The 22,814-nt window shown below is 62.9% G+C and carries 22 protein-coding genes; 19 read left to right on the top strand and 3 right to left on the bottom strand.

All coding sequences use genetic code 11. The annotated features are described in order from the left end of the window. Nucleotides 1-96: 96 nt before the first annotated feature. From DXT77_RS23210 to DXT77_RS23160, 11 genes are all read left to right on the top strand, one after another. Nucleotides 97-1,131 carry an AraC family transcriptional regulator gene (locus DXT77_RS23210; protein ID WP_119429338.1) on the top strand — a complete coding sequence of 345 codons (1,035 nt, stop codon included), beginning with the start codon at nt 97-99 and terminating at the stop codon, nt 1,129-1,131. Between the two features lie 57 nt (nt 1,132-1,188). Next, nucleotides 1,189-2,076 carry a Dyp-type peroxidase gene (locus DXT77_RS23205; RefSeq protein ID WP_119429337.1) on the top strand — a complete coding sequence of 296 codons (888 nt, stop codon included), beginning with the start codon at nt 1,189-1,191 and terminating at the stop codon, nt 2,074-2,076. A 9-nt stretch (nt 2,077-2,085) separates the two neighbouring features. After that, complete coding sequence (locus DXT77_RS23200; RefSeq protein ID WP_119429336.1) at nt 2,086-3,054, top strand: Gfo/Idh/MocA family protein; 969 nt, start codon at nt 2,086-2,088, stop codon at nt 3,052-3,054. Nucleotides 3,055-3,262: 208 nt separating this feature from the next. Further along, the gene (locus tag DXT77_RS23195; RefSeq protein ID WP_119429335.1) at nt 3,263-4,015 is read left to right on the top strand and encodes a GntR family transcriptional regulator; all 753 of its coding nucleotides are present in this window, start codon (nt 3,263-3,265) and stop codon (nt 4,013-4,015) included. Further along, a complete protein-coding gene (locus tag DXT77_RS23190; protein ID WP_119429334.1) occupies nt 4,012-5,742 on the top strand; it encodes a fumarate reductase/succinate dehydrogenase flavoprotein subunit in 1,731 nt (576 codons plus the stop codon). The genes DXT77_RS23195 and DXT77_RS23190 overlap by 4 nt, the downstream gene beginning before the upstream one ends. Before the next feature lie 25 nt (nt 5,743-5,767). Further along, nucleotides 5,768-6,013, top strand: coding sequence for a ferredoxin family protein (locus tag DXT77_RS23185; RefSeq protein ID WP_003225615.1), 246 nt, complete (start codon nt 5,768-5,770; stop codon nt 6,011-6,013). Between the two features lie 232 nt (nt 6,014-6,245). Beyond that, nucleotides 6,246-7,649, top strand: a complete 1,404-nt coding sequence (locus DXT77_RS23180) for an ABC transporter substrate-binding protein (RefSeq protein WP_119429333.1) — start codon at nt 6,246-6,248, stop codon at nt 7,647-7,649. A gap of 2 nt (nt 7,650-7,651) precedes the next feature. Further along, complete coding sequence (locus DXT77_RS23175) at nt 7,652-8,434, top strand: ABC transporter permease (RefSeq protein WP_119429332.1); 783 nt, start codon at nt 7,652-7,654, stop codon at nt 8,432-8,434. Continuing rightward, on the top strand, nt 8,434-9,282 hold the full coding sequence (locus tag DXT77_RS23170; RefSeq protein WP_119429331.1) for an ABC transporter ATP-binding protein: 849 nt from the start codon (nt 8,434-8,436) through the stop codon (nt 9,280-9,282). Before DXT77_RS23175 ends, DXT77_RS23170 begins: the two co-directional genes overlap by 1 nt. Beyond that, nucleotides 9,279-10,241, top strand: a complete 963-nt coding sequence (locus tag DXT77_RS23165; RefSeq protein ID WP_119429330.1) for a HEAT repeat domain-containing protein — start codon at nt 9,279-9,281, stop codon at nt 10,239-10,241. Before DXT77_RS23170 ends, DXT77_RS23165 begins: the two co-directional genes overlap by 4 nt. Further along, the gene (locus DXT77_RS23160; RefSeq protein ID WP_119429329.1) at nt 10,238-10,516 is read left to right on the top strand and encodes a DUF971 domain-containing protein; all 279 of its coding nucleotides are present in this window, start codon (nt 10,238-10,240) and stop codon (nt 10,514-10,516) included. The genes DXT77_RS23165 and DXT77_RS23160 overlap by 4 nt, the downstream gene beginning before the upstream one ends. 125 nt (nt 10,517-10,641) lie before the next feature. On the opposite strand, the gene DXT77_RS23155 is transcribed toward DXT77_RS23160, so the two are convergent. Together DXT77_RS23155 and DXT77_RS23150 are read right to left on the bottom strand one after the other, a co-directional pair. Then, complete coding sequence (locus DXT77_RS23155; RefSeq protein ID WP_119429328.1) at nt 10,642-11,379, bottom strand: TorF family putative porin; 738 nt, start codon at nt 11,377-11,379, stop codon at nt 10,642-10,644. A 145-nt stretch (nt 11,380-11,524) separates the two neighbouring features. Next, the gene (locus tag DXT77_RS23150) at nt 11,525-13,279 is read right to left on the bottom strand and encodes an amidohydrolase (protein ID WP_119429327.1); all 1,755 of its coding nucleotides are present in this window, start codon (nt 13,277-13,279) and stop codon (nt 11,525-11,527) included. 103 nt (nt 13,280-13,382) lie between these two features. Here DXT77_RS23150 and DXT77_RS23145 point away from each other — a divergent pair, with 103 nt between their 5' ends. The 8 genes from DXT77_RS23145 to DXT77_RS23110 all read left to right on the top strand — a co-directional run bounded on the left by DXT77_RS23145 (nt 13,383) and on the right by DXT77_RS23110 (nt 22,114). Further along, on the top strand, nt 13,383-14,300 hold the full coding sequence (locus tag DXT77_RS23145; protein WP_119429326.1) for a LysR family transcriptional regulator: 918 nt from the start codon (nt 13,383-13,385) through the stop codon (nt 14,298-14,300). A gap of 92 nt (nt 14,301-14,392) precedes the next feature. Further along, on the top strand, nt 14,393-15,010 hold the full coding sequence (lexA, locus tag DXT77_RS23140; RefSeq protein ID WP_119429325.1) for a transcriptional repressor LexA: 618 nt from the start codon (nt 14,393-14,395) through the stop codon (nt 15,008-15,010). Then, nucleotides 15,010-15,627 carry a translesion DNA synthesis-associated protein ImuA gene (gene imuA, locus DXT77_RS23135; protein WP_119429324.1) on the top strand — a complete coding sequence of 206 codons (618 nt, stop codon included), beginning with the start codon at nt 15,010-15,012 and terminating at the stop codon, nt 15,625-15,627. Before lexA ends, imuA begins: the two co-directional genes overlap by 1 nt. Nucleotides 15,628-15,634: 7 nt before the next feature. Next, complete coding sequence (locus DXT77_RS23130; RefSeq protein WP_119429323.1) at nt 15,635-17,050, top strand: DNA polymerase Y family protein; 1,416 nt, start codon at nt 15,635-15,637, stop codon at nt 17,048-17,050. Further along, on the top strand, nt 17,047-20,124 hold the full coding sequence (locus DXT77_RS23125) for an error-prone DNA polymerase (RefSeq protein ID WP_119429322.1): 3,078 nt from the start codon (nt 17,047-17,049) through the stop codon (nt 20,122-20,124). Before DXT77_RS23130 ends, DXT77_RS23125 begins: the two co-directional genes overlap by 4 nt. Nucleotides 20,125-20,379: 255 nt before the next feature. After that, entirely contained in the window at nt 20,380-21,066 is a 687-nt protein-coding gene (locus DXT77_RS23120) for a CsgG/HfaB family protein (protein WP_167748751.1), read from the top strand. A gap of 29 nt (nt 21,067-21,095) precedes the next feature. Continuing rightward, nucleotides 21,096-21,458: a DUF4810 domain-containing protein gene (locus DXT77_RS23115; RefSeq protein ID WP_085710128.1), complete on the top strand. Its 363-nt coding sequence runs from the start codon at nt 21,096-21,098 to the stop codon at nt 21,456-21,458. Beyond that, the gene (locus tag DXT77_RS23110; RefSeq protein WP_085710127.1) at nt 21,455-22,114 is read left to right on the top strand and encodes a DUF799 domain-containing protein; all 660 of its coding nucleotides are present in this window, start codon (nt 21,455-21,457) and stop codon (nt 22,112-22,114) included. The genes DXT77_RS23115 and DXT77_RS23110 overlap by 4 nt, the downstream gene beginning before the upstream one ends. Before the next feature lie 39 nt (nt 22,115-22,153). On the opposite strand, the gene DXT77_RS23105 is transcribed toward DXT77_RS23110, so the two are convergent. Then, complete coding sequence (locus tag DXT77_RS23105) at nt 22,154-22,813, bottom strand: flavin reductase family protein (protein WP_114883506.1); 660 nt, start codon at nt 22,811-22,813, stop codon at nt 22,154-22,156. Nucleotide 22,814: the final 1 nt, after the last annotated feature.

Below are 22,814 nucleotides of genomic sequence, written 5' to 3'. Positions count from 1 at the left end.
GGCTTCTGCGGACACTTCGTCAACCCTGTGCTAACTTCCTTCGACATAACCGGTAACAAAAATAACAATTCAGCGTGATCCGGAATGTCAGCCCCCATGAACGCAAAACTCCAAGACCCCACCTTCGATCTGGCGCTGGTGTCGCCATTTCTGCTGCAGACCCTGGCCGAAGTCGCCGCGAACAAGGGCATCGAGCCGCAAAGCCTGTGCCGTGGCCTGGGCTTTGACGTCGAGGATCTGCAGGATCCATCGCAGCGGATTTCCTATCGCCAGGCCGTGGCCATGATCCAGCGGGCGCTCAAGGTCCTGCCCAATCAGGGGCTGGGCCTATGGGTCGGCGCGCAGAACGTGCTTGGCACCCTGGGTTTGCTCGGGCACGTGCTGTCGCTGTGCAAGAACCTGCGCGATGCGTTCGAGCTGGGCATTCGCCATCAACACACGTCCGGCGGGATCGTGGTGATCAGCGTGGATGTGGTGGGCGAGCAGGTGTACGTCGACGTGGAATGTCGCCTGCCGTTCTCTGAGGTGCAGATATTCGCCGTCGAAGAGTTTTACGCCAGCCTGCTGGTCTACGGCCGGGCGCTGGTGGGCGAGACGTTCAAGCCGATTGCCGTGGAGTTTGTGCATGCCGCCCCGGATTACGTCGATGAATACCGGCGGCTGCTGGGGCCGGACGTGCGCTTCGGCTGCCTGCACAATCGCATGCTGATCGACGTGCAATGGCTGGATGTGAACCTGCCCAATCACCATTCGCTGGCACTGCGTCAGGCGGTCAAACTGCTGGAGCTGGAAGCGGCGCAAGTCCATCAGAAGCTCGATCTGATCCAGGCCGTGGAGCGCGCCATTGCCCGGGACCTGAGCCGGGGCAGCCACATCGAAAAGATTGCCGGCGACCTGAACATGAGCAGCCGCACGTTGCGCCGGCGGCTGACCGAGCACTCACTGACTTTCGAGGCGCTGCTGGAGCAAGTGCGCCAGGCCCGCACCATGAGCCTGCTGGCCAATCCCGACATGCCGATCGAGCGGATTACCGAGGAAGTCGGCTATAGCGACGTGCGCAGCTTTCGTCGGGCGTTCAAGCGCTGGACCGGCAAAAGCCCGAGCGCGTGGCGCAACGAGTGCGTCATCTGATCCCACACAAATCCTCCGGCTACAGTTAAACTCCGCGCTCTTTCCCAAGGAGTTCACATGAGTTACTACCAGCCGGGCATCCTCGCCACCCCAGTTCCGCCGCAAGCACGTCACCTGTTTTTCGCCCTCGAATCGGTTGAAGCACTGCCGCAGGCGATCGACAACCTGCTGAACCTGGTGGACAGCAAGTCGGCGGTGATCGGCTTCGGTGAATCCCTGGCCAAGGCGCTGAATGTGAACATCGACGGTCTGCGCAGCTTCCCGGCGCTGACTGGTGTCGGCGTGGAAAACCCGTCGACCCAGCACGCCCTGTGGGTCTGGCTGCACGGCGTCGACCGTGGCGATCTGCTCAATCGCAGCACCGCGCTTGAGGCCGCACTGGCCCCGGCGCTGCGTCTGGTGCAGATGCAGGAAGCCTTCCGCCACAAGGACGGCCATGACCTCACCGGTTATGAAGACGGCACTGAGAACCCGCACGACGAAGCCGCCATCGCCGCCGCACTGCAAAGTGAAGGCGCCGAAGGTCTGGTCGGTGGCAGCTTTGCCGCGATCCAGCAGTGGCAGCACGACCTCAAGGGTTTCCATGCGCTGTCCGCCGAGGACAAGGACAACATCATGGGCCGTCGCCTGAGCGACAACGAAGAGATCGACGACGCCCCGGTGTCTGCCCACGTCAAACGCACCGCCCAGGAAAGCTTCGCCCCGGAAGCCTTCGTCGTGCGCCGTTCGATGCCGTGGATCGAAGGCGATCGCGCCGGTCTGATGTTCCTGGCCTTCGGTTTTTCCCTCGATGCCTTTGAAGCGCAACTGCGCCGCATGAGCGGTCTGGAAGACGGCATCACCGACGGTCTGTATCGCATCAGCCGGCCGATCACTGGCGGCTACTACTGGTGCCCGCCGCTCAAGGACGGCCACCTCGACCTGCGCGCACTGCGCATCGGCTAAGGCGTGACGATGAACGTGGTGCGCTGGGGCATGATCGGTTGCGGCAGTGTTGCCGAACGCAAGAGCGGGCCGGCCTTCTACAAGGCTCCCGGCTCGGCGTTGGTGGCGGTGATGGGGCGACGCCTCGAAGCGGTGACCGATTACGCGTCGCGCCACGGCATCGCCCGGACTTACACCGACGTCGATGCGCTGATCAACGATCCCGAGGTGGACGCGGTGTATATCGCCACGCCACCCGACAGTCACCATGCCTACAGCCTGAAAGTCGCCGCCGCCGGCAAGCATTGCTGCGTGGAAAAACCCATGTCGCTCAACGCCGGGCAAAGCCGCGAAATGCAGCAGGTGTTCGCCGATGCCGGTCTGCACCTGTTCGTCTCCTATTACCGCCGTTCATTGCCGCGTTTTCAGCAGGTTCGGCAATGGCTGGAGCAGGGGCGTATCGGCGAGGTGCGGCACCTGAGCTGGACGCTGACCAAAGCGCCGTCGCCGAAGGATCTGGACGGCAGCGCCAACTGGCGCACCGATCCGACGGTGGCTGGTGGCGGTTATTTCGCGGATCTGGCCAGCCATGGTTTCGACCTGTTCCAGTACCTGCTCGGCGATATCGTCGAGGTGGCCGGATTCACGGCGCGTCAGGCCGGGTTGTATGCGGCGGAAGATGCGGTCAGCGCCAGTTGGCGATTCGCTTCCGGCGCGCTCGGCATGGGCTGCTGGAGCTTTGTCGCGGACCGGCGCGAGGATCGGGTCGAGATCATTGGCAGCAAAGGTCGGATCGGATTTTCGGTGTTCGACGAACATCCGGTCGAACTGTATGCCGATGAAGAAATCAGCCTGGAAATCCCCCATCACGAACACATCCAGTGGCACCACGTGCTGGGCATGAACGCGCAGATTCGCGGCCAATTGCAGCATCCGGCGACCGGGGCAGAGGCCCTGAAGACCGATTGGGTCATGGATCAGATTCTCAAACGAACCTGATCAAAATCCCCTGTGGGAGCGAGCCTGCTCGCGATAGCGGTCTATCAATCGCTGAATTGTCGTCTGACATACCGCTATCGCGAGCAGGCTCGCTCCCACATTTGGCTTTGTGTGCTCGTATCTAAGGTTATGCCCAAACAATATTTCTCAAGCTTGTCATAACGTCTCTAAGATCACGTCATAACTCGTTATGACAAGTGATCCCGTGATGACCGATAACGTTCTCTCCCTTGGTAGTGTTCCGCTGCACACCCAATTGCGCGATGTGCTGCGCGCCCGCATTCTCGACGGCGAATACCCGCAGGACAGTCAGATGCCGTCCGAAAGCGAGCTTGGCACGCTGTTCAAGGTCAGCCGCATCACCGTGCGCCAGGCCCTGGGCGATCTGCAGAAAGAAGGGCTGATCTTCAAGATCCACGGCAAAGGCACCTTCGTCGCCAAACCCAAGACCTTTCAAAACGTCAGCACCCTGCAAGGCCTCGCCGAGTCCATGACCGGTCGCGGCTACGAGGTGATCAATCGTCTGCGCAGCTTCAAATTCATCGCCGCCGACAAACTGGTTGCCGAGCGCTTGCAGGTCGCCGAAGGCGAAATCGTCGCCCAGATCAAACGCGTACGCCTGATCAACCGCGAGCCGATCTCGCTTGAAATCACCTACCTGCCCAAAGCCGTCGGCGAGCGGCTGGAGAAGGCCGATCTGGTCACCCGCGACATCTTCCTGATCCTCGAAAACGACTGCGGTATCGCCCTCGGCCACGCCGATCTGGCCATCGACGCGGTGTTGGCCGACAGCGACCTGACCCAGGCGCTGAACGTCGAGGCCGGCTCGCCGATCATGCGCATCGAGCGTCTGACCCACGACGCCAACGGCCAGCCGCTGGACTTCGAACACCTTTACTACCGTGGCGATGCGTTCCAGTACCGCCTGCGGATCGACCGGCAAAAAGGGGAGCAGGCATGAGTCGAACGACACTCGAACAGGAATACGACATCGTCGTGATCGGCGGCGGCACCGCCGGCCCGATGGCCGCGATCAAGGCCAAGGAAAAGAACAAGGCGCTGCGCGTGCTGCTGGTCGACAAGGCCAACGTCAAGCGCAGCGGCGCGATCAGCATGGGCATGGACGGCCTGAACAACGCGATCATCCCCGGCCACTCGACGCCCGAGCAGTACACCAAGGAAATCACCATTGCCAATGACGGCATCGTCAATCAGGCGGCGGTGTACGCCTACGCCACCCACAGTTTTGAAACCATTGAGCAACTCGACCGTTGGGGCGTGAAGTTCGAGAAGGACGAAACCGGCGATTACGCGGTGAAGAAAGTCCATCACATGGGCGCCTACGTGCTGCCGATGCCGGAAGGGCACGACATCAAGAAAGTCCTGTATCGCCAGTTGAAACGGGCGCGGGTGAGCATCACCAACCGACTGGTCTGCACCCGTTTGCTGACCGACGAGGAGGGCACCGTCAACGGTGTGGTGGGCTTCGATTGCCGTACTGCCGACTTCCATGTGATCAAGGCCAAAGCGGTGATCCTCGCTTGCGGCGCTGCCGGGCGACTGGGGTTGCCGTCCTCGGGTTACCTGATGGGCACCTATGAAAACCCGACCAACGCCGGCGACGGCTATGCGATGGCGTATCACGCCGGGGCCGAGCTGGCGAACCTCGAGTGCTTCCAGATCAACCCGCTGATCAAGGACTACAACGGCCCGGCCTGCGCCTACGTCACCGGCCCGCTCGGTGGCTACACCGCCAACAACAAGGGCGAACGCTTCATCGAGTGCGATTACTGGAGCGGGCAGATGATGTGGGAATTCCATCAGGAACTGGAAAGCGGCAACGGCCCGGTGTTCCTCAAGCTCGATCACCTGGCCGAGGAAACCATCCAGAACATCGAGGAAATCCTGCACAGCAACGAGCGCCCGAGCCGCGGCCAGTTCCACGCCAATCGCGGCACCGATTACCGCACGCAGATGGTGGAGATGCACATCTCGGAAATCGGCTTTTGCAGCGGCCATTCGGCGTCCGGTGTGTGGGTCAACGAGCGTGCCGAAACCTCGGTGAAAGGTTTGTACTCGGCCGGCGACATGGCCGCCGTGCCGCACAACTACATGCTTGGCGCGTTCACCTATGGCTGGTTCGCCGGCCATAACGCGGCGGAGTTTGTAGCCGGGCGCGAGTTTTCCGCGCTGGATGCCGAACAGATCGAGAAGGAAAAGACCCGGGTCTACGCACCACTGGACCGCGAGCACGGTCTGCCGCCGGCCCAGGTCGAGTACAAGCTGCGGCGCTTCGTCAATGACTACCTGCAACCGCCGAAAGTGACGAAGAAGATGGAAATCGGTCTGCAACGCTTCAGCGACATCGAACGCGATCTCAACGAGATGAAGGCCAACAACGCGCATGAGCTGATGCGTGCGATGGAAACCAGCGTGATCCGCGACTGCGCCGAAATGGCTGCGCGGGCCTCGCTGTTCCGCGCCGAAAGCCGCTGGGGCCTGTACCACTACCGCGTCGACCACCCACAACGCGACGACCGCGAATGGTTCTGCCACTGCCACCTGAAGAAAGGCGAGGACGGGCGCATGACCAGTTTCAAAAAAGCCGTCGAGCCTTACATCATCCCCCTTGATGCCGAGGAAATGCAGGCTTACGACCGACTTCGGGTCGGCGCTTTCGCCGCTTGAAGCATCACTAGAGAGAGTCCGGACCATGGCCTATCAAGCCCAGGAAATCTTCTTCCGCTCCAATGCCCCCGTCACCGTGGACGAGGACAAATGCATCGCCGAAAAAGGCTGCACCGTGTGTGTCGACGTCTGCCCGATGGACCTGCTGGCGATCAACCCGGCCACCCAAAAGGCCTATATGGCGTTCGATGAATGCTGGTACTGCATGCCTTGCGAAAAGGATTGCCCGACCGGTGCCGTCAAAGTCGACATCCCGTATCTCCTGCGGTGAAGCGCAGTTCCCTGTGGGAGCGAGCCTGCTCGCGATAGCGGTGTTTCAGGCGATGAAATGTTGGATGTGCTACCGCCATCGCGAGCGGGCTCGCTCCCACATTGGATTTGTGAGAACCCCAAAAGCCATCCGGTAGACCCCGGACGCTGAATTGAAAGACACCCCTCGTTTCCCACCGCGCCCTGATCGCGGCGGAGACGAACATCCTAAAATGATTCGAGGGGATTCAACCATGTTGCGTGCAGCAATCGCCGGTCTGGTACTGGCTTCGTTCACCCTGTCGGCTTCGGCCGAAACCATCCGCATCGCCATCGGCACCCAGGACACCACCATCAACTGCGCCGCCGGCGGGCTGTTGATCCGCGAACTGGGGCTGCTCGACAAATACCTGCCTCACGACGGCGCCTATAAAGACGCCAAATACGACGTGCAGTGGAAGAACTTCACCAGCGGCGCGCCACTGACCAACGAGATGGTCGCCGGCAAACTCGACTTCGGCGCCATGGCCGATTTCCCCGGTGCGTTCAACGGCGTGGCGTTCGAAACCGCCGGCAAACACAGCCTGTTCATCAGCGTGCTGTCGGGCAGCATCAAGGGCAGCGGCAATGGCATCGTGGTGCCGAGCGCGTCCGGCGTGCAGTCGTTGAGCGAACTCAAGGGCAAGACCATTTCCGTGCCGTTCGCTTCCACCGCCCACGGCATGTTGTTGCGGGCCGTGGCGGAGCAGGGCTGGGATCCGCTCAAGGATGTGAACATCATCGCCCAGCCGCCGGAGGTCGCAGGCTCGGCGTTGCAGGCCGGCAAGATCGACGCCCATGCCGACTTCGTACCGTTCGCCGAACTGTTCCCGAGCCGTGGCTTCGCCCGCAAGATCTACGACGGCGCCCAGGCCAATGCGCCGACCTTCCACGGTGCGCTGGTCGATCAGGCCTACGCGAAAAAGTACCCGGAAATCGTCGTCGCCTACCTGCGCGCAAGCATCGAGGCCAATCAACTGCTGGCCGCCGAACCGGAGAAATACAGCGAACTGATCGCCAAGGTCACCGGCGTCGATGCCGAGGTCAATTATCTGTTTCATGGCCCGCTGGGTGTGCAGACCCGTGACCTGAGCTGGAAGCCGGAATATCGCCAGGCCGTGGCCACCGCGATTGATACGCTGAAGCTGTTGAAGAAGGCCGATCGCGGGCTCGACCTGAATACCTTTATCGACGATCAGTACATCCGTGCGGCGTTCAAGGCCTCCGGTCTCGACTACACCGCCCAGCTTGGCAACTACGCGCAGACGCCGTTGAAGTCCGTCGATGCGGTAACTGGTAAAGCCATCACCGATTTCAGCCATGTCGCGGAAATCTGGGTGCGGGGTGAGGACAAGGTTCGTCGCTATTCTTCGGCTGAAGAGGCGTTCACGGCGTTGGCCGGCCTGAAGTCGGAAGGCAAGAACATCCGCGCGGTGTATGCCCAGGCGAGTGACAGCGGGATCAAGTTGCTGGCGGAGCAGGCGTGGTTTGCCAGTGATGGGAAGGGGCGCCTCAGCGCGTTTTTGTTGAAGGGGCAGGCGCAGCAATTTGCTTCGGCGCAGGGCGGGAAGGTGTTTGATTTCACCGATGCCACCGCGCAGGCCGTGGCCAGTCGCTAATCATGAAAATCTCAAAAAAACGCTGGATATCAAGAGCAGCTTCACTGCTGCTCTGCCTGCTCTTCTGGCAACTCGCCGCCAGCCACCACTGGAACCTCGGCCTCGTCACCTTCGCCAACGTTCCGACCCCATTGGCCGTGATCGAAGCCGCCCTCGGCCTCGGCGACTCCGGCAAGCTCCTCCAGCACCTGAGCGCCAGCCTCGGCCGGGTCTTCGCCGGCTACCTCGCGGCGCTGGTGATCGGCATCGCTCTGGGCCTGTCCATCGGCCGCTCGAAATGGGCCGAAGACCTGCTGCTGCCGCCACTGGAAGTGCTGCGCCCGATCCCCGCCGTGGCGTGGATTCCACTGGCGATCCTGATGTTTCCGTCCTCCGAACTGTCGATGGTCTTCATCACCTTCACCGGTGCGCTGTTTCCGATCCTGCTCAACACCGTGCATGGCGTCGAAGGCGTTGATCCGCGTCTGATCGCTTCGGCCAAAAGCCTCGGGGCCGGGCGTCGAGCGATCCTGCTGGAAGTGATTCTGCCAGGCGCCGCGCCGAGCATCATCACCGGGCTGGCCATTGGCATGGGCACGTCGTGGTTCTGTCTGGTGACCGCCGAAATGATCTCCGGCCAGTTCGGCATCGGTTACTACACCTGGGAGTCCTACACCATTCAGAACTACGCCGACATCGTGGTCGGCATGTTGTTGATCGGCGTGTTGGGCATGGGCAGCAGCCTGCTGATCAAACGCCTTGGCGGCCTGTTCACGCCCTGGCACCGACCACGAGGAAAAGCCTGATGAGCGTGATGCAAACCCCGGAAGGGCGGATCGACATCCGCCAACTATCCATCGTCCTCGGCGAGGGCCGGCAGGCATTCGAAGCGGTACAGGGGCTGGATTGCCAGATCGAGCCGGGCCAGTTCGTGTGCATTCTCGGGCCGTCCGGTTGCGGCAAATCGACTTTGCTCGGCGCGCTGGCCGGGCATCTGCAACCTCACGGCGGGCAGTTGAAAGTCGACGGCGCCGAAGTGTCCGGCCCGTCACCGCAGCGCGGCATGGTGTTCCAGCATCACACGCTGTTCCCGTGGCGCACGGTGCGTGACAACGTCGCTTTCGGCCTGAAGATGCGTGGCATCGGTAAAACCGAGCGCCATCGTGCCGCTGATGAAATCCTCAAACTGGTCGGCCTCGAAGGCTTCGCCGAACGCTGGCCCGATCAACTCTCCGGCGGCATGCAGCAACGGGTGGAAATCGCCCGGGTGCTGGTCAACCGGCCACGGTTGTTGCTGATGGACGAACCTTTCGGTGCGCTGGACGCGCTGACCCGATTGAACATGCAGGAACTGCTGCTGGACATCTGGACGCGGATTCGCACCACCGTGGTGTTCGTCACCCATGACATCGACGAAGCGCTGTTCCTCGCCGACCGTTTGCTGGTGATGAGCGCACGGCCGGGGCGGATCATCGAAGACCTGCGCCTCGACTTCCCACGCCCACGCACCACCGGACTGGTGACCAGCCACGAGTTCTCCCGCCTCAAGCGCCACTGCCTCGACCTGCTGCGCCACGACAACGACCGACCGCTGCCGCGCCTGAACCCGCTCGGTTTGCCTCATGAAAACACCTTGCCGAGATTTGCCCTGTGACCTCATTTTTTGCTGTGACCGATAACGAAGACATTCTCGCCCTGCAACCACGCCTGACCGCCGATGACGCCGGGGTGCGCCGGATTGCCCTGATCGATCTGGCCGACCTCGAAGAGCCGGACGGCTTGCTTTGGCTGGTTGAACGACTGGCTGAAGACCCGGCCGAAGAAGTCCGCGCTGAAGCGGCGCGTTTGCTGGAGGCCTGGGAAGATGAACCGGTGGTTGAAGCGCTGTGCCAGGCGCTGACGGATCCGTCGCCTGCGGTGCAGGCTGCTGCGGCGCAGAGCCTGAGCCTGCTCAAGACCGAAGCGGCGGGGAGGGTGATTCTGCCGTGGACTGCTCATGCCGAAACCAGCGTGCGGATTGCCGCGTTCCGGGCCTTGCGCGAGTTGCGTTTCCCCGGCGCTGCATCCGCCGCCATTCAAGCGTTGAGCGATGCCGACGCCAGCGTGCGCCGCGAAGCCGTTGGCGTGCTCGGCTGGCTCAAGCAACTCGACGCGCTGCCAGCCTTGGCCCGATTGGCAAGCGCAGATCCTGATACCGAAGTGCGCCGCGCCGCCACCGGCGCCCTGGGCCTGGCGAGTGGCGCAGATGTGCTGCCGGCCTTGCGTCAGGCCTTGCAGGATGACGCCTGGCAAGTACGCGAAGAAGCCGCGACCACACTCGGCAAGGTCGGCCACACCGACGCGGGCCCGGCCTTGATCGAAGCCTTGGGCGACGACTACTGGCAGGTTCGCCTGCGCGCGACGCGCAGCCTCGGGCGCCTCAAGTACGTCGCAGCCCTTGATGCCCTGATCGACACCCTCGGCCATCGCATCAGCAACCTGCGCAAGGAAGCGGCGCTGGCGCTGGGCGAGTTGAACGATCGCGGCGCCGTGGCGGCATTGCAGGCCGCGCAGGACGACGGCGACCCGGAAGTGCGCAAAGCCGTGCGGATCGCCTTGAGTCAGTTGCAATGAGTCCGCTGGCGATCGGCAATTCCCAAAGTGAACACCGCTTGCGGCTTAGCTGGCCGGATGGCCGCGAGCAATTGCTCGACCATGCCGAACTGCGCCGCCAGTGCCCGTGCTCGCAGTGCCGGGCGTTTCGCCTGCGGGGCTCGGCGCCGCTGGTGGATGATCGGGTTCGTGTAATCGAACTCAATTCCCAGGGCTACGGATTGCAACTGGTGTTCAGCGATGGGCATCAACGCGGGATCTACCCGTGGCAGTACCTGGCGCAGCTCACTGCCTGAATTCACCACAAAACCAAAATGTGGGAGCCAGCCTGCTGGCGATAGCGGCGTGTCAGGCGACACAAAAGCTGAAAGTCAGCCCTCAATCGCCAGCAGGCTGGCTCCCACAGGAGATTTTCGGTGGGTCAGAAAGACTTGCTGACACTGGCCACAACCGTCGCCGTGCACACATCCTTGAAGCCCCAGTTGCTCAGGCACTGATTCTGCGAAAGGTCGGTGTCGATGTAACTCAGGCCCAACATCACGCCGGCCAGGTTGTGGGTCAGTTTGATTTCCCACTCCCGGTAGGATTCTTCGGCATGTCCGGACGCCGAGTACATATGCGGGTCCTTGAAGTCCATGTTGCCGTAGCGCAGCTTCAGTCCGGAATCGAACGGCAATTCGGTTTCGTAACCGATGTAGCTGTAGAGCGAACTCTGTTTGCTGTCGATGCCCGGCGCGTCACTGGAGTAATACGCCGCGAGTTTCACCCCGTAGACGCCGAGAATCCCGTAGACCTCGGTCTGATTGAACTGGCTTTCCTTGGGGTAGACGTAGCGAATGGTGCCGAGATCCAGGCTCACATCCTCGGTGGCCTGCCACCGCCAGCCGGCGTAATAATCGACTTCCTGACGGGTTTTCAGGCCACCGCCGAAATCGACGTTCGAACTCCACGCGCCGAGGTACAGACCGCTGCTGTGGGCCAGGGTCAAACCGGCCTGTACCGCCGGATCGTTCTGGGTCTGGGAGATGCCGCGAGTGCGGTAGTCGCTGGCCAGGGTCAGGTCGACCAGCACCGCGAAATCATCGTTCAGGGGGATCGCGTGGCTGCTCAAGGGCAGCAGGCTCAAGGAAGTGAGGGCGAGCAGGGGCATGGCTTTCATGTGAAGTCCCGATGTTGTGATTGTTATGGGGCGCGGAGACCTGTGGGAGCTAGCCTGCTAGCGATTGCGGTGAGTCAGACGACATATGAGTTGAATGTCAGACCGCAATCGCCAGCAGGCTGGCTCCCACAAGGAAGCGGTGTTGCTAGAGGGTTGGTGCGTAGACCTGACGACCACCGAACCAGGTCTGCAGCACCTTCGTGTCATGCAGGGCCTTGTCGTCGACGCTGAACACGTCGCGATCGAGCACGATAAAGTCGGCCTGTTTGCCGGGGCTCAGCGAGCCGATCTGTTGCTCCAGACCGATGGTCCGCGCGGCGTTGACGGTGTAGGCGTAGAACATGGTTTCGCGGTCCAGGCGTTCGTCGGCATTGAGCACGCCCAGTGGCCCGGTGCGGGTGATGGCCTGGGCGATGGCGTTGAACGGGTTCGGCGAGGACACCGGCCAGTCGCTGGCGCCGGCAATCGTCGCGCCCTGCTTGAGCAGCGAGTGCGCCGGGTATTGATAGCGAAAGGCGAGGGCGCTGACGTAAGGCTTGATCATGTCGGTGGTGTAGTCGTCGGCGCTGGCCCACAGCAGTTGCATCGAGGCAATCACGTTCAGCGGCTTGAAGCGGGCGAACTCCTTCGGATTGACCATTTGCAGGTGGGTGATCGAGTGCGTCACGCCGCTCTGCCGATCCTTGCGCGCCTGGGCGATACCGTTGAGGGATTCGCGTACCGCGCGGTCACCGATGGCGTGGATGTGCACCAGCCAGCCGCGCTGGTCGATGGCGCTGACCAGTTCGCCGAAGTGCTGCGGGTCGATCAGCAACTCACCCTGTTTGTGCGAGTTGCTGTAGGGATCGATCATCGCCGCGCTCTGGGCCGGGTATTCGATCACGCCGTCGGCGAAGATCTTGATTCCCGGCAGCGTCAGATTGGGGATGCCCTGGAACTGCTGGCGAACCTTGTCGAGGGTGTCGAGATCGGCCGGGACGCTTTTCGGATTGGCCACCAGCAGCGCAGCAACGTGAGCGGTCATGCCACCGCTTTCCGACAGGGCCTTATAGGCCGGCAGCACGCCGACGGTTTTCTCGGTGGGCTTGAGGGCGAACACCGGTTCGCCCGGTGCGGCGTTGGCGGCGGGGTCCATCCATGCTGTGATGCCGAGGCTGTTGTTGAAACGCACCGCCGATTGCGCCGCCTTGAGCATGTCGGCCGGGCTCGGTACCGGCATTTTCGAGGCGACGCGATCCCAGCCGGCATCGACCACAAAGCCGTTCGGTTCACCGCTGGCCAGTTTGCCGATGGTGTCTTTTTCCGCGTCTGGAAGGGTTTTCAGCAACGCGGCGTCGATGCCCGCACGTTTGAGCATCACGTTGTTGGCCCATGCGGTGTGGTGATCGCTGCCGGTGAACACCACCGGCACGTCGGCCCATTCGCCGTGGTTGAAGATCTTGCCCAAGGCTTCAGCCTTGGCCCAGTACGCCGAACTCATGCCGGCCACGCTCAACACATCGCCATGCCGGGCCTTGCCGTCGTCACGCCAGGCGCGCAGGCGTTTTTCCAGCTCGTCGAGTTCGACCACCTCGTCTTCCATGTTGGCCGAGACCATCTCCAGTCCGCCAAAAATCGCGTGGGAATGGCTGTCGATCAAGCCGGGCATCATGGCCTTGCCTTGAAGGTCGATCACTTGGGTGCCGGGTGCGATCAAGGTTTTGATCTGTGCATCGGTGCCGACTTTCAGCACCTTGCCGTTCTCCACGGCCAGCGCCTGAACCTGCGGTTGAGCGCGGTCGGCGGTGAAAATCCTGCCGTTGAGCAGCACCAGATCGGTGGCGGCCATGGCTTCCATCGAGGCAAAACTCACAGCGGCGATCAACAGGTTTTTGCTGAAAAGCGGGATGAATCTTTTCATTGAACATTTCCTTGTTATTGCGTCTGATGGCCAGATTAGTGGCTGCCAACGCCCGACAGAACGCCTCCCTCACGAAAAACGTTTTTGCCTGAATGGAAAAAGCATGGACAAGCTGGGTGCACTGAAAATGTTCGTGGTCACCGCGCAGCTCGGCAGTTTCAGCCGCGCTGCCGAGCAACTGGGCAAGACCCCGTCGGCCCTGACCAAAGCGGTGAATCATCTGGAATCCGAACTCGGCGCGAGGCTGTTCGAACGCAGCACGCGGCGGATCCTGCTGACGGAAATCGGCCGGCTCTATCTGGAAACCGCACGTCAGGTGCTGCAACGGCTGGACGAGGCCGGCGAGGAAATCGAGCAGTTGCAGCACGGCCTGCGCGGCAGCCTGAAAATCACCGCGCCGCTGGCTTACGGCCGGGCGTTTCTCGATCAGGTGTGCGACGGCTTTTTGCAGCAATACCCGCAGATCAGCCTGCAAGTGGATTTGTGCGACGAATTCGTCAATCTGCTGGAAAGCGGCTACGACCTGGCATTGCGCGAAGGCCATGACGACTTGCCGGGGCTGATTGCCCGGGTGGTCGGCAGCAATCGTCTGGCGCTGTGCGGCAGCCCCGGATACCTGGCGCGCAAGGGCTTGCCGGTCACGCCGCAGACCCTCGATCAGCATGAATGGCTGTTGTATCGGCATCCGTTGCTCAGTCGCGAATTCTGGTGGGCCGAGCGCGACGGCCAACGCCTGAGTCTGGCGCAACCGGCGGCGCCGCTGTTGCGCAGCGACAATTACGATTTGCTGCTGGCCAGCGCTTTGGCCGGGCGCGGCTTGCTGCACACGCCGCTGTGGAGCGCCGCCCCGTATATTGCGGACGGGCGACTGGTGCGGGTCATGGCTGATTACGACATAGACCCGGACAGTTTCGGCCCGCACATTCTGGCGGTGTACCCGAGCCATCGACGGGCGACGGCCAAGGTTGTGGCGTTTATTGACTACATCGCAGGGTTTCTCGCCGAACGCGGTTTGAACTGACAGCTGCATTCCCACGCAGAGCGTGGGAAGGATCAGTCACAGGATTTGAGCTGACTGGCGGTGCTTGTCAGGAAATTCCCACAAGAGTACAAATGTACTCCATGACGACTCTGACTCCCCGCCGTACCGCCATCCTGACCTTTATCCGCGAACGCATCGCCGAACACGGTCAGCCCCCAAGCCTCGCTGAAATCAGCGAGGCTTTTGGTTTTGCCTCCCGCAGCGTGGCGCGCAAGCATGTGCTGGCGCTCACCGAAGCCGGATTCATTGAGGTCAATCCGCATCAGGCCCGGGGCATTCGCCTGCTCGGGCAGCCGCCGCGACCGGAACTGCTCGACGTGCCGGTGCTCGGCCGGGTGGCTGCCGGTGCGCCCATCGGCGCCGATGCCGATATCCACAATCGGCTGATGCTCGATCCCGCACTGTTCTCCCGCACGCCCGACTACATGTTGCGGGTGCAGGGCGATTCAATGATCGAGGACGGCATTCTCGACGGCGATCTGGTCGGCGTACGACGCAACCCCGAGGCGCTCAACGGCCAGATCGTGGTGGCGCGGCTCGACGGTGAAGTCACCATCAAACGCTTCGAGCGGGTCGGCGATGAGGTTCGCCTGTTGCCGCGCAACCCGGCGTACCAGCCGATTGTGGTGCGTGACGATCAGGACCTGGCCATCGAAGGCGTGTTCTGCGGGCTGGTGAGGCAAGGCTGATGGGTGCCGTCGTTGCGCTGGATACGCTGTTCAATGGTGGCCAGGTCTGGAAGGGCCGGCCTGCGCCACCGGCCGCCAGCCCGCAACCCACCGGGCACGCCGCGCTGGACGCAGCCTTGCCCAGTGGCGGCTGGCCGGAGGCGGCGCTGAGCGAAATCCTTCTGGCCGGGCCCGGGGTCGGCGAACTGCAACTGGTGTGGCCGACGTTGGCGCGGCTGTCGGCGGCGGGGGAGCGCATCGTGCTGGTGGCGCCGCCGTTCGTGCCGTACCCGCAGGCGTGGGCCAATGCCGGGGTCGATCTGCGCCAGTTGTCGGTGATCCAGGCCAGTGAGCGTGATGCCTTGTGGGCGGCGGAACAATGCCTGCGCTCGGGCAGTTGTGGCGCGGTGCTGTGCTGGCCGCACAAGGCCGATGACCGTGCCTTGCGCCGTTTGCAGGTGGCGGCGGAAACCGGCCAGACCCTGGCGTTCGCGTGGCGACCCTTGAGCGAAGCGGTCAACCCGTCGCCGGCCGCGCTGCGCATTGCCATCGATGCGCGGCCGGCGCAATTGCGCGTACTCAAATGCCGGGGCGGACTGGCGCGTACTACGCCGATTGCCTTTGCCGTGGGGCACTGAGGTCGCCATGCGCTGGGTCTGTATTCTGTTCCCGCAGTTGGCCCTCGACGCCGTGCTGCGTCAGCGTCCCGATCCCGAGCAGCCGTTGGCGCTGCTCAGCGGCCCGGCCCAGCGCCGGGTGTTGCAAGCAGTCAATTCGGCGGCGCGGGCGCTGGGCTTGCGTCCGGGGCAGTCGATGACCGCCGCGCAGGCAATGAGCAAAGGGTTCGCCACCGTCGATTACGACGCGGCGGAGGTCGAGCACTGGCAGCAGTTTCTTGCCGCCTGGGCCTATCGTTTCAGCGCCCAGGTCAGCGTGCATTACCCGCGCACCGTGGTGTTCGAGATCGAATCGAGCCTCGGGCTGTTCGGTTCCTGGGCGCAGTTCGAGGCGCGATTACGCACCGAGCTGACGGAGCTGGGCTTTCGGCACCGCATCGTCGCTGCCCCCAACCCGGTGGCGGCGCGGGTGTTGGCCAACGCCTATGACGGACTGGTGGTGCCGGATGGTGAAGCCTTGCGTCATCACCTCGGGCAACTGCCGGTCGACCGTGTCGGGCTTGATCCGGGTGTGGCCACGGCGCTGTCGCGCATGGGCCTGCGCCACCTCCATCAGGTGCAGAGCCTGCCGCGTCAGGCCCTGGCCCGGCGTTTCGAGGCGCCGATGCTCAAACATCTGGACACGCTGTTCGGCGCACGGCCGCTGGCGCTGGCGTTCTACCTGCCGCCGGATCGCTTCGATGTGCGCATCGAACTCAACTTCGACGTGCAGTCCCATCAGGCGCTGCTGTTCCCGTTGCGCCGCCTGACGTCTGATCTGTCGGCGTTCTTGTGCGGGCGCGACAGTGGCGTGCAGCGCTTCGATCTGCATCTGGAGCATGCAGGGTTGCCGGACACATTGATCAAGGTCGGCCTGCTCAGCGCCGAGCGCGACCCGGCGATGCTCTTCGAGCTGGCCCGTGGCCGGCTGGAGCAGGTGCAGGTCGAAGCCCCGGTGCGCGGTTTTCGTCTGCGGGCCGAGGATCTGCCGAGTTTCGTGCCGCAGTTTCAGGAACTGTTCGATGATCGTCCGCAACAGACCTTGCCCTGGGAGCAACTGCGTGAACGCTTGCGTGCGCGACTGGGGGATGACGCGGTACAGGGCCTGCGCTTCCAGGCCGATCATCGCCCTGAGTGCGCGTGGCAGAACGCCGATGACAAGCAGCCTTGTGCTGCGTTGCCGGGCGTGCAGCGTCCGGGCTGGTTGCTGGGTGAGCCGCAGTCCGTGCCCGAAGGTTCGGCGCGCATCCTCATGGGGCCGGAACGCATCGAGTCCGGCTGGTGGGACGGTGACGACGTGCGCCGCGACTATTACCTGATCCAGAACCGCGCCGGCCAGCAAGGCTGGGCGTACCGGGCAGTGGGTGAGGGCGGCCCATTGTGGCTGCAGGGCTGGTTCGCATGAACGAGGGTTATGCCGAGCTGCACTGCCTGTCGAATTTCAGTTTTCAGCGCGGCGCGTCCAGTGCGCTGGAGCTGTTCCAGCGGGCGAAAAAGCACGGCTATCAGGCGCTGGCGATCACCGATGAGTGCACTCTCGCCGGGATCGTCCGTGCCTGGCAGGCGGCGAAGTCCGTAGAGCTGCCGCTGATCATCGGCAGCGAGATCCGTATCGAGAACGGCCCGAAACTGGTGTTGCTGGTAGAAAACATCGAGGGTTATCAGGCGTTGTGCGGCTTGATCACCCAGGCTCGACGGCGAACCCAGAAAGGTCAGTATCAAATACTGCGCGAAGATTTCAGTGAACCGCTGCCGGGGTTGCTGGTGCTGTGGGCGCCGGATACGGTCGATGACGTACAAGAGGGCCGTTGGCTGAAACAGACCTTCGGCGAACGCCTGTGGCTGGCGGTGCAGTTGCATCGCGGGCAGAACGATCAGCAACGACTGGCCGCACTGCTGAGTCTGGCGGATGAACTGCAGATTCCGGCCGTGGCCAGCGGCGATGTGCACATGCACGCCCGTGGTCGCCGGGCCTTGCAGGACACCATGACCGCGATCCGTCATCACGTCCCGGTGGCCGAAGCCGGGTTGCGCCTGCACCCCAATGGCGAGCGGCATTTGCGCAGCCTCGATGTGTTGAGCGAGTTGTATCCGCAGATCTTGCTGGAAGAGTCCGTGAAGCTGGCCCGGCGCTGCACGTTCGACCTTGGCCAGTTGCGTTATCAATATCCGAAAGAACTGGTGCCCGAGGAACACGACGCCAGTTCCTGGCTGCGGCATCTGACTGAACAAGGCATCGCCTGGCGCTGGCCGAAAGGCGCACAGCCCAAGGTGCTCAAACAGATCGACGATGAGCTGGAGCTGATCGCCGAACTCGGCTACGAAAGCTACTTCCTCACCGTGCACGATGTGGTGCGCTACGCCCGGGAGCAGAAAATCCTCTGTCAGGGGCGCGGGTCGGCGGCCAACTCGGCGGTGTGTTTTGCCTTGGGCATCACCGAGATCGACCCGGATCACACCACGTTGCTGTTCGAGCGTTTCATGTCGAGAGAGCGCAACGAGCCGCCGGACATCGACGTGGATTTCGAGCACGAGCGCCGGGAGGAAGTCCTGCAATACGTGTTTCGTCGTTATGGCCGCCGTCGTGCGGCGCTGACGGCGGTGGTCAGCACCTATCACGCTGCCGGTGCGGTGCGCGATGTGGCCAAGGCGCTGGGCTTGCCACCGGACCAGATCAACGCGCTGGCCGACTGCTGCGGCCACTGGAGCGATGAAACGCCGCCCGTGGAGCGCCTGCGCGAAAACGGCTTCGACCCGGACAGCCCGATCCTGCACCGGGTGCTGAGCCTGACCGGGCAACTGATCGGCTTCCCCCGGCACCTGTCGCAGCACCCCGGCGGTTTCGTGATTTCCGAGCAGCCGCTGGACACTCTGGTGCCGGTGGAAAATGCCGCCATGGCTGACCGCACCATCATCCAGTGGGACAAGGACGACCTCGATGCGGTCGGGCTGCTCAAGGTGGATATCCTCGCCCTCGGTATGCTCAGTGCGATTCGCCGCTGTTTCGACCTGCTGCGCCGTCATCGCAACCAGGATCTGAGCCTGGCTACCATCCCGGCTGACGATCGCCCGACCTACGACATGATCAGTCGCGCAGACACCATCGGCGTGTTCCAGATCGAGTCCCGGGCGCAGATGTCGATGCTGCCGCGCCTGCGCCCACAGAACTTCTACGATCTGGTGATCGAGGTGGCCATCGTCCGGCCGGGGCCGATCCAGGGCGGGATGGTCCATCCGTACCTGCGCCGCCGGAACAAGGAAGAAAAGGAAACCTATCCGTCGCCGGAGCTGGAAGTGGTGCTCAAGCGCACCCTCGGCGTGCCGCTGTTTCAGGAGCAGGTGATGCAGATCGCCATCGTCGCGGCCGACTACAGCCCCGGGGAGGCCGACCAGTTGCGGCGCTCCATGGCGGCGTGGAAGCGCCATGGCGGGCTGGAACCGCACAAGGAACGGCTGGCCGCCGGCATGAAGAAAAACGGCTACAGCCCGGAATTTGCCGCGCAGATCTTCGAGCAGATCAAAGGCTTCGGCAGTTACGGTTTTCCCGAGTCCCATGCCGCCAGTTTTGCCTTGCTGACCTATGCCAGTTGTTGGCTCAAGTGCCACGAACCGTCGGCGTTCGCCTGTGCGCTGATCAACAGTTGGCCGATGGGTTTCTACAGCCCGGATCAGATTCTTCAGGACGCGCGCCGGCATCATTTGCAGATTCGCCCGGTGGACGTACGCGCCAGCGACTGGGATTGCAGCCTGGAGCCGATCACCGGCGAGCAACCGGCGATTCGCATGGGCCTGCGCATGATCAAGGGCTTTCGCGAGGACGATGCGCGGAACATTGAAAAGGCTCGGGCGAGGGGCGCGTTTGCCGATGTCGCCGATCTGGGCGAACGGGCCGGGCTCGACAGTCGGGCTCAGGCGTTGCTGGCAGATGCCGGGGCGTTACGTGGGCTGGCCGGTCACCGCCATCGGGCGCGCTGGGAAGTGGCCGGGGTGCAGAAGCAGCTCGGGTTGTTTGCCGGGTTGCCGAGTCAGGAGGCGCCCGATGTGCGGCTGCCCACACCGAGTGTCAGCGAGGACCTGTTCACCGACTACGCCACGTTGGGCACCACGCTGGGACCGCACCCGCTGACGTTGTTGCGCGACGAGTTGCGGGCGCGGCGCTGTCGCAGCTCCCGGGAGTTGCTGGAAGTCGAGCACGGGCGACCGGTCAGCGTGGCGGGGCTGGTGACCGGCCGCCAGCGCCCGGCAACTGCCAGCGGCGTGACCTTCGTGACCCTGGAAGACGAGTTCGGCAACGTCAACGTGGTGGTCTGGCGCGATCTGGCCGAGCGTCAGCGCCAGGTGCTGGTCGGCTCGCAACTGCTCAAGGTCGATGGCCGCTGGGAGCGCGAAGGCGAGGTGCGGCATCTGATTGCCGGACGCTTGAGCGATCTCAGCCCGTTGCTCAACGGGATTCGGGTGCAAAGCCGCGATTTCCACTGACAACCTCTGAACCTGTGGGAGCGAGCCTGCTCGCGATGGCGTCCAGACAGCCGATAATTATTTCGTCTGATGCATCGCTATCGCGAGCAGGCTCGCTCCCACAGGATTTTGTGTCTGACATTTAGCCAATTCACTGGCGTCAAAAAAACCTGTCCTCACTGATGGCACTTTGGCATAATGCCGGCCCTTTCCCGATCCCCCACGATTTTTGCCGTGCCGGGACACATCATTTTTCAGAAGGAATGCACAGTGAGAATGATCTCCCGGATGTTGGTCTCGGGCGTTGCGATTGCCGTCCTCGGCACCCTGGCCGGCTCGCTTTCCGGTTGCGCCACCGAAAGCTCCCGCGCATTGCCGGTGGCCAAGGTGGAAAGCGCCACTCAAGCCTGGACCGGTGTCCGTATCCCGATGGCCGTGGGCAAATTCGACAACCGTTCGAGCTACATGCGCGGGATCTTCTCCGACGGCGTCGACCGTCTCGGCGGTCAGGCCAAGACCATCCTGATCACTCATCTGCAGCAGACCAACCGCTTCTCCGTGCTCGACCGCGATAACATGGGCGAGATCCAGCAGGAAGCGGCGATCAAGGGTCAGGCCCAGCGTCTGAAAGGCGCCGATTACGTGGTCACCGGTGACGTTACCGAGTTCGGCCGCAAAGAGACCGGCGATCATCAGCTGTTCGGCATTCTCGGCCGTGGCAAGACTCAGGTGGCCTACGCCAAGGTCAACCTGAACATCGTCAACATCAGCACTTCCGAAGTGGTGTATTCGACCCAGGGCGCCGGCGAATACGCCTTGTCCAATCGCGAAATCATCGGCTTCGGCGGCACTGCTGCCTACGACTCCACCCTCAACGGCAAAGTCCTCGATCTGGCCATGCGCGAGGCGATCAATCGCCTGGTCGATGGCATGAACGCCGGCGCCTGGAAACCGGGCAACTGATAGACGCCCATCGCAAGGAGCAACACACCATGAATCTGTCCCTGTCCCGGTCGCTGATGGCCCTGACCGCCAGCGCCTTGCTGGCCGGTTGCAGCAGCCCGCAAACCCTGTACCAGTGGGAAGGCTACCAGCCACAAGTCTACGAATACTTCAAAAGCGAAACGCCGAAAGAGGCCCAGGCCGAAGCGCTGGAAGCCGATCTGCAAAAAATCCGCGCCAGTGGCAAGCCTGTACCGCCGGGTTACCACGCACACCTCGGTCTGCTGTACCTGAGCATGGGCAAGGACGATCAGATGGTGCAGCAGCTGCGCACCGAGAAGACCCTGTTCCCCGAGTCCGGCACCTACATGGACTTCTTGCTCAAGAACGCCAAGACCGGAGACGCCAAATGATCTCGCGTGCCTTGAAACTGCTGGCCGCCGGCCTGGCGCTGACCGTCCTCGGTGGCTGCGTCGCACCGAAGACCGTGGACTATTCGGCGTACAAGCAAGCACGTCCGAAGTCCATTCTGGTGCTGCCGCCGCTGAACACCTCGCCGGACGTCAAGGCGTCCTACAGCCTGTTGTCGCAAGTGACGTTCCCGCTGGCCGAGGCCGGCTACTACGTGCTGCCGATTACCCTGGTCGACGAAACGTTCCGCCAGAACGGCCTGACCACGCCGGATGACATCCATCAGGCGCCGGTCAACAAACTGCACGAGATCTTCGGTGCCGACGCGGCGCTGTACATCACCGTCAGCGAGTACGGCACGCGCTACATGGTGATCAGCAGCGAAACCGCCGTCACCGCAAGCGCCAAACTGGTGGACCTGAAAACCGGCGCCACCCTGTGGACCGGTGCAGCCCGGGCGTCGAGCGAAGAGGGCGGCAACAACAGTGGCGGCGGCCTGATCGGCGCGCTGATCACCGCTGCGGTAAAACAGATCGTCAACAGCTCCACCGATGCCGGCTACCCGATTGCCGGTGTGGCCAGCAATCGTCTGCTGTCGGCCGGTCATCCGGCAGGCCTGCTGTACGGGCCACGGTCGCCGAAGTACGGCACTGACTGATCGACCTGTCACGGCGGCCCACCTCGGTGGGCCGTTTTTTTATTTGCCAGGCCAGAACCGTTCGCCACCCCCCGGTGCCTCCGTCCACGCTTGCAACGAGCGGGTCGGCAGATCGAAGTAATCCCGGGTCCGCGCATAACCATGGCCGCCCATGCGCCCGATCGCATCCAGCCCCAGTTGATCGATGTACAGGGTTTTCGGGTCGATCAACTCGTCGCGCACATGCGCCATCAACACCTCGCCAAAAATGATTTCCCGCGACTGGCCGATGTTCAGCGCCATCATCCGCCGACATTCCAGCGCCACCGGTGCTTCGCCGATTCGCGGGCATTTGACCGAAGTGCCGGGGATCGCCGTCAGGCCGGCAGCCGTCAACTCATCGAAGCCCGGCGCGAAGGGCACGGCGCAGACGTTCATGGCTTCCACCAGTGCATCGTTGACGATGTTGACGGTGAATTCCTGGTTCATCTGGATATTGCGTGTGGTGTCCTTGGGGCTCTGGTCGCCGTAGTTCTCGACACCGAGCGCGAGAATGGGCGGGTCCGCCGACAGTGCATTGAAGAAGCTGAACGGCGCCGCGTTGACCCGGCCTTCGCCGTCGATGGTGGTGACCAGGGCAATCGGGCGCGGCACCACGCTGCCGATCAGAATCTTGTATTTTTCCCGTGGGCTCAGTTGGCTGAAGTCGAAGCTGTGCATG

This window comes from Pseudomonas sp. 91RF, from assembly GCF_003576265.1.
In the GTDB taxonomy this organism is placed as follows: Bacteria; Pseudomonadota; Gammaproteobacteria; order Pseudomonadales; family Pseudomonadaceae; genus Aquipseudomonas; species Aquipseudomonas kribbensis.
This window is presented reverse-complemented; position numbering and strand designations above follow the sequence as displayed.

What these genes read in the sequence shown, in the direction of transcription:
- DXT77_RS23210 (WP_119429338.1), top strand. Translation starts at nt 97, where the DNA reads ATGAACGCAAAACTCCAAGACCCCACCTTCGATCTGGCGCTGGTGTCG.
- DXT77_RS23205 (WP_119429337.1), top strand. Translation starts at nt 1,189, where the DNA reads ATGAGTTACTACCAGCCGGGCATCCTCGCCACCCCAGTTCCGCCGCAA.
- DXT77_RS23200 (WP_119429336.1), top strand. Translation starts at nt 2,086, where the DNA reads ATGAACGTGGTGCGCTGGGGCATGATCGGTTGCGGCAGTGTTGCCGAA.
- DXT77_RS23195 (WP_119429335.1), top strand. Translation starts at nt 3,263, where the DNA reads ATGACCGATAACGTTCTCTCCCTTGGTAGTGTTCCGCTGCACACCCAA.
- DXT77_RS23190 (WP_119429334.1), top strand. Translation starts at nt 4,012, where the DNA reads ATGAGTCGAACGACACTCGAACAGGAATACGACATCGTCGTGATCGGC.
- DXT77_RS23185 (WP_003225615.1), top strand. Translation starts at nt 5,768, where the DNA reads ATGGCCTATCAAGCCCAGGAAATCTTCTTCCGCTCCAATGCCCCCGTC.
- DXT77_RS23180 (WP_119429333.1), top strand. Translation starts at nt 6,246, where the DNA reads ATGTTGCGTGCAGCAATCGCCGGTCTGGTACTGGCTTCGTTCACCCTG.
- DXT77_RS23175 (WP_119429332.1), top strand. Translation starts at nt 7,652, where the DNA reads ATGAAAATCTCAAAAAAACGCTGGATATCAAGAGCAGCTTCACTGCTG.
- DXT77_RS23170 (WP_119429331.1), top strand. Translation starts at nt 8,434, where the DNA reads ATGAGCGTGATGCAAACCCCGGAAGGGCGGATCGACATCCGCCAACTA.
- DXT77_RS23160 (WP_119429329.1), top strand. Translation starts at nt 10,238, where the DNA reads ATGAGTCCGCTGGCGATCGGCAATTCCCAAAGTGAACACCGCTTGCGG.
- DXT77_RS23155 (WP_119429328.1), bottom strand. Translation starts at nt 11,379, where the DNA reads ATGAAAGCCATGCCCCTGCTCGCCCTCACTTCCTTGAGCCTGCTGCCC.
- DXT77_RS23150 (WP_119429327.1), bottom strand. Translation starts at nt 13,279, where the DNA reads ATGAAAAGATTCATCCCGCTTTTCAGCAAAAACCTGTTGATCGCCGCT.
- DXT77_RS23145 (WP_119429326.1), top strand. Translation starts at nt 13,383, where the DNA reads ATGGACAAGCTGGGTGCACTGAAAATGTTCGTGGTCACCGCGCAGCTC.
- lexA (WP_119429325.1), top strand. Translation starts at nt 14,393, where the DNA reads ATGTACTCCATGACGACTCTGACTCCCCGCCGTACCGCCATCCTGACC.
- imuA (WP_119429324.1), top strand. Translation starts at nt 15,010, where the DNA reads ATGGGTGCCGTCGTTGCGCTGGATACGCTGTTCAATGGTGGCCAGGTC.
- DXT77_RS23130 (WP_119429323.1), top strand. Translation starts at nt 15,635, where the DNA reads ATGCGCTGGGTCTGTATTCTGTTCCCGCAGTTGGCCCTCGACGCCGTG.
- DXT77_RS23125 (WP_119429322.1), top strand. Translation starts at nt 17,047, where the DNA reads ATGAACGAGGGTTATGCCGAGCTGCACTGCCTGTCGAATTTCAGTTTT.
- DXT77_RS23120 (WP_167748751.1), top strand. Translation starts at nt 20,380, where the DNA reads ATGATCTCCCGGATGTTGGTCTCGGGCGTTGCGATTGCCGTCCTCGGC.
- DXT77_RS23115 (WP_085710128.1), top strand. Translation starts at nt 21,096, where the DNA reads ATGAATCTGTCCCTGTCCCGGTCGCTGATGGCCCTGACCGCCAGCGCC.
- DXT77_RS23110 (WP_085710127.1), top strand. Translation starts at nt 21,455, where the DNA reads ATGATCTCGCGTGCCTTGAAACTGCTGGCCGCCGGCCTGGCGCTGACC.
- DXT77_RS23105 (WP_114883506.1), bottom strand. Translation starts at nt 22,813, where the DNA reads ATGCACAGCTTCGACTTCAGCCAACTGAGCCCACGGGAAAAATACAAG.